Origin of the sequence: Bradyrhizobium sp. Mp27 (genome assembly GCF_029953005.1) — a bacterium.
GTDB lineage: Bacteria > Pseudomonadota > Alphaproteobacteria > Rhizobiales > Xanthobacteraceae > Bradyrhizobium > Bradyrhizobium barranii.
The window spans coordinates 1-3,625 of record NZ_JASAUS010000342.1 but is presented as its reverse complement, the minus strand read 5'-3'; the positions used below and the strand labels follow the sequence as shown (position 1 = coordinate 3,625).

At 57.5% G+C, this 3,625-nt stretch carries 5 protein-coding genes; 1 reads left to right on the top strand and 4 read right to left on the bottom strand.

The features are described from left to right. Nucleotides 1-20: 20 nt before the first annotated feature. From QJT78_RS49440 to QJT78_RS49430, 3 genes are all read right to left on the bottom strand, one after another. Nucleotides 21-209: a hypothetical protein gene (locus QJT78_RS49440; RefSeq protein ID WP_281460798.1), complete on the bottom strand. Its 189-nt coding sequence runs from the start codon at nucleotides 207-209 to the stop codon at nucleotides 21-23. Nucleotides 210-834: 625 nt separating this feature from the next. Further along, entirely contained in the window at nucleotides 835-1,278 is a 444-nt protein-coding gene (locus QJT78_RS49435; RefSeq protein ID WP_157790214.1) for a Panacea domain-containing protein, read from the bottom strand. Nucleotides 1,279-1,504: 226 nt separating this feature from the next. Beyond that, nucleotides 1,505-1,753: a hypothetical protein gene (locus QJT78_RS49430; protein WP_038945909.1), complete on the bottom strand. Its 249-nt coding sequence runs from the start codon at nucleotides 1,751-1,753 to the stop codon at nucleotides 1,505-1,507. Between the two features lie 622 nt (nucleotides 1,754-2,375). Here QJT78_RS49430 and QJT78_RS49425 point away from each other — a divergent pair. Further along, nucleotides 2,376-2,660: a DUF3892 domain-containing protein gene (locus tag QJT78_RS49425; protein ID WP_028154576.1), complete on the top strand. Its 285-nt coding sequence runs from the start codon at nucleotides 2,376-2,378 to the stop codon at nucleotides 2,658-2,660. 466 nt (nucleotides 2,661-3,126) lie between these two features. Here QJT78_RS49425 and QJT78_RS49420 read toward each other — a convergent pair whose 3' ends face one another. Further along, nucleotides 3,127-3,330: a cold-shock protein gene (locus tag QJT78_RS49420; RefSeq protein WP_014495262.1), complete on the bottom strand. Its 204-nt coding sequence runs from the start codon at nucleotides 3,328-3,330 to the stop codon at nucleotides 3,127-3,129. Between the last annotated feature and the right edge of the window lie 295 nt (nucleotides 3,331-3,625).

The window sequence follows — 3,625 nt, the reverse complement described above, 5'->3', positions numbered from 1 at the left end:
TAAACGTCCTGCCTGACCGGCTACTGCTGTTCAGCGGCGCTGACGGCGATCATCAGGTGGGGGAGTTTCAAGTGACCATACCCGGGGGATTTTGACCGACCCACGGGGATCTGCTCAACACAGATCGCCGCCGATTCATTTAGTTCGATCTCAGCAATTAGTTCGATCTCAGCAATACGTCCGATGAGATCATCCGGTTCATTCGTCATGGCTACGCTCCATCCGGCGATTGGGCTCGCGACTGACATAGGCTTCGCTCGATAGCGATTCGGCCCAGAGAACACGAACTGGTCAACTACTGGAATTTGTAGTCGCACACCTACCGCAGTGACCGGCATGATTGCGGACCGTCGCAGCGGAGGCCGCAGGCGCAATTTCGGAGGGGGATGTGCCTGCGGCCTAGGGGGAACTGATGAGCGAAAGCTTTAGGGTTGGTTTCGCGATAGCCATCACGGCAGCCGTAGTCGCAGGGGCGTTTTTTGCTATCCGTTTTTTGATTGGCTTTTACGGATAGGATCTCGCCGCCCTACTTCCACCCGAACCTGTCGCAAATCGATGCGATGATTTTGTCGATCGCTATCGCGATGTTCTCATCAGCATATTTTCTGGCCAGGGCGGCAAGTGCGACTATCTGAATCAGAAAAATGCAGATGACGGCCACAAATCCTAAGTGGGGAAATGTGGCCAAATCAATTAGCGTAATGCACGCATATCCAGTAGAATCGTTCCTCGCGGCGCTCATCGGCCTCTTTCTGGAGAGCGGCTTCCAGCGCTGCAGCACTCGTCTCAACCATATTTGGATGAGACGGAGACTGCCTAACGATGACAGAGAAATCATGCGCCTCCGACTCGCGCGCGGTACTCGGCAATGATGTCGGCGTCCGGGATTGGGATGCCTCTTGATCCAGGGACATAGTGACGAGCCCAAGCTCCATTCTGCCAATGCGTCATGGCAACCAATTCACCCGGTGATTTCTGAATAAGGAAGTTGCACGCCTCATCCAGTGTGGCCGCCTCCTGAGTCCCACCAATGGGTGGAGCCCAGAAAAACACGTCCTGAATTGGCTTGTTTCCGAAATTCCGAACCTGCCGGTAGAGCCCGGGCTCGACAGGACCATAATCCCATGCCTGGAATTCGGCATCGACCAAGCGCTGTCCGGTGCGTCCTAGATGCACCATTTGAGCCATATAGAGGATTTTCTGTAGGGCGAGGTTCGTGACGCCCCAATTTCCACGCGCGCAGATGTGTCGCGCTGCGGAGGACGAAGCGATCGACATTTGCGTTTCCCTCTGGGCAACGGCTCCCCTGCCGGCCATAAGCCCCGTTAGATTATATAGGATTCGTTTAGGATTTGTCACCCGGCCCAAAAGGGATCCGTCCCTGGAGACGCGCCCCTCAGTTCCTCACCTCAACACCGCCCAACGCCTTTCACGTCTCTCACAGCCGCAACGACACGCGGCGACAGTTTAACGCTCTGCCGAGCCATCGGCTGCTGAATGAGCGTCACTGTCTTCTCGCTAGCTGAACGGCCGTAGCAACACCACCGACCACGTGCCGCGCGATCTCGGTGCCGGAGTCGTCAACCACGATCACGACAGTTTCGCTAACAGGATCGTAGTCTGGATCGCTGCCGATATCTTGCGCGACACGAGCGCCGTATTGACCCGCGAGATCGGCCGAGCCAAACACCTCGCCATCGCTGTCTGGCTGAAAGCGACCGTTGTGGATGATCGGGAAATAATAGCGCTGCATAGAGCTTTGGCCCTCCGTCAGTGATGATCATGTGTCAACATCAGGCCGGGCGTCCCTGTCTAAATTGACAGGGACCGCTGTGCACCCGCGCGCTCCGCCCGCCATTTACTGGCGAAAGTCTCACAGGCATCCCACCCGAACCGGTTGGCACTCACACGTCCCACTCTAGAAGCGTTCGTATGCGTGCAGCGATCTTCCGTGCCTCTTCCGGCCCGATGTTGGGTTTCAAGCTGTCGAGTATGCCTAGCACTGCCTGAGCCTCCTCGGCACTAAACGTCGCGTCTTGGCGATCTGCTTGGCTCAAAGACTGATCGGCCGCGCGGGCCTGATTGGCTGCAAGCACCGCAAGCGCTTGCGACCGCAGTGAGGTGATGTGCCGCTCGAATGTGTGCATTCCGTTGGCCTGTATAGCTACCCTGCAAGGTGGCGTCGCAAGCGATGGTGGCCAGCCCGTCCTCGAAGACTGGGGCTGGCCACCTTGCCCCTGAGAGGGTCACATTCTCAAGGGGCCCAGATAATGGCGCAGACAAGTAACCGGGGCACCTACCAGAATCGGCAGGTCCCTCCTCCTCGACCAGTCTCTAAGCTGGTCCAACAGCTTGCACAGATGGGAGACACCCGCATGACCAAACGCGTGCGCATTCGTTGCATAAACAAGACTGACAGGCGAAGCGCACACGAGAGAATCAAAAATGTCGGCGGGGTAAATTCAGACGGAACGCGATGGAAGCTATCCGTTAAGAAGACTATCCGAGACCTCGAAAGCCGCGAGTGGGAGTACTACGTCGAAGAATCAGGCGTCACTGTCGAGGTCATCGTCGCCACCGATGGCCGAAACAAGTACATCAAGACAACAGTTGACGGAATTCAACCGGACAATCTCCTTTCCCTCCCTGAGTGTCCGTGATGCTTATCGATCCCAGATCGTGGCGGTGCGGGCGCGACTCGGCGCCGGGAAATGCGAAACGACGCTGTCCCTGCCACACCCGCGCCGCCCGGTGAAGCTAGCGGCCACGCGGCTCGGCGCCCAGTTCGGAGGCCGAGCGCTGTCCCTACCACGCGTCGCTAACTCCACCGCCAGCCTCGCGACGAAGAGGCTGACCGGGCAACGTATCCTCCGGACGAATGCCCTAGAGCAACTACCAGGATAGGGCGGTGACTTGGCAATCAGTCTCGGATCGCAGGCAGCGCCGTCGCGAATCGCCAACTCACTACCAGAGCAGGTATAGCGCGACGAACAGTACCAAGGCTGCAAGCCCGAACGCCCATGCGAACGATAGCGCCTTATCCATCGGCCAATTCCGATCGATCTCCTCGGCCGCCCGCAGCGGCGTACCACTGCGGCCTTTCTGTTGAACAACACGCTGTGCGCATCACCCGATTCGTAGATTTTCCGCCGAGTCTTTTCCGCGATTTTTCACGATGTCGAAGCTGACTTTTGCGCCCTCTGCGAGCGAAGTAAAACCAGCCTTCTCAACCGCGGAGATGTGGACAAAGACGTCATTGCCGCCGTTGTCAGGTTGAATGAACCCGTACCCCTTTGTCGGGTTGAACCACTTCACTGTCCCAATTGCCACCTTACTTCTCCATTTTTCAAAAATGAAAAGTAGTGCGCGACTCCGACAAAAGAATGGCTTGTCGCGTCGCGCGTCGCAGCGATGCAACTCCTCCCTGCCGCGGCGATCGGTCCAACCAAACGTGTTGATGTAGATCGCCGTGCCAGCGTCGCTTTCCTGTCGCAGTGATTGTTACCCTGCGGACGATAGAGCTGGCCCCGGTTGTTTGGACAGCGCCCCGCTGGATTTAAGTGGATTCCTGCCGGGTTATGCTGAACGCGGGGCTTTACGGTTTTGTCGTTGCGTCGGGAGGGCG

Coding starts and splice junctions, on each gene's coding strand:
- QJT78_RS49440 (WP_281460798.1), bottom strand. CDS start 209: ATGACGAATGAACCGGATGATCTCATCGGACGTATTGCTGAGATCGAA.
- QJT78_RS49435 (WP_157790214.1), bottom strand. CDS start 1,278: ATGTCGATCGCTTCGTCCTCCGCAGCGCGACACATCTGCGCGCGTGGA.
- QJT78_RS49430 (WP_038945909.1), bottom strand. CDS start 1,753: ATGCAGCGCTATTATTTCCCGATCATCCACAACGGTCGCTTTCAGCCA.
- QJT78_RS49425 (WP_028154576.1), top strand. CDS start 2,376: ATGACCAAACGCGTGCGCATTCGTTGCATAAACAAGACTGACAGGCGA.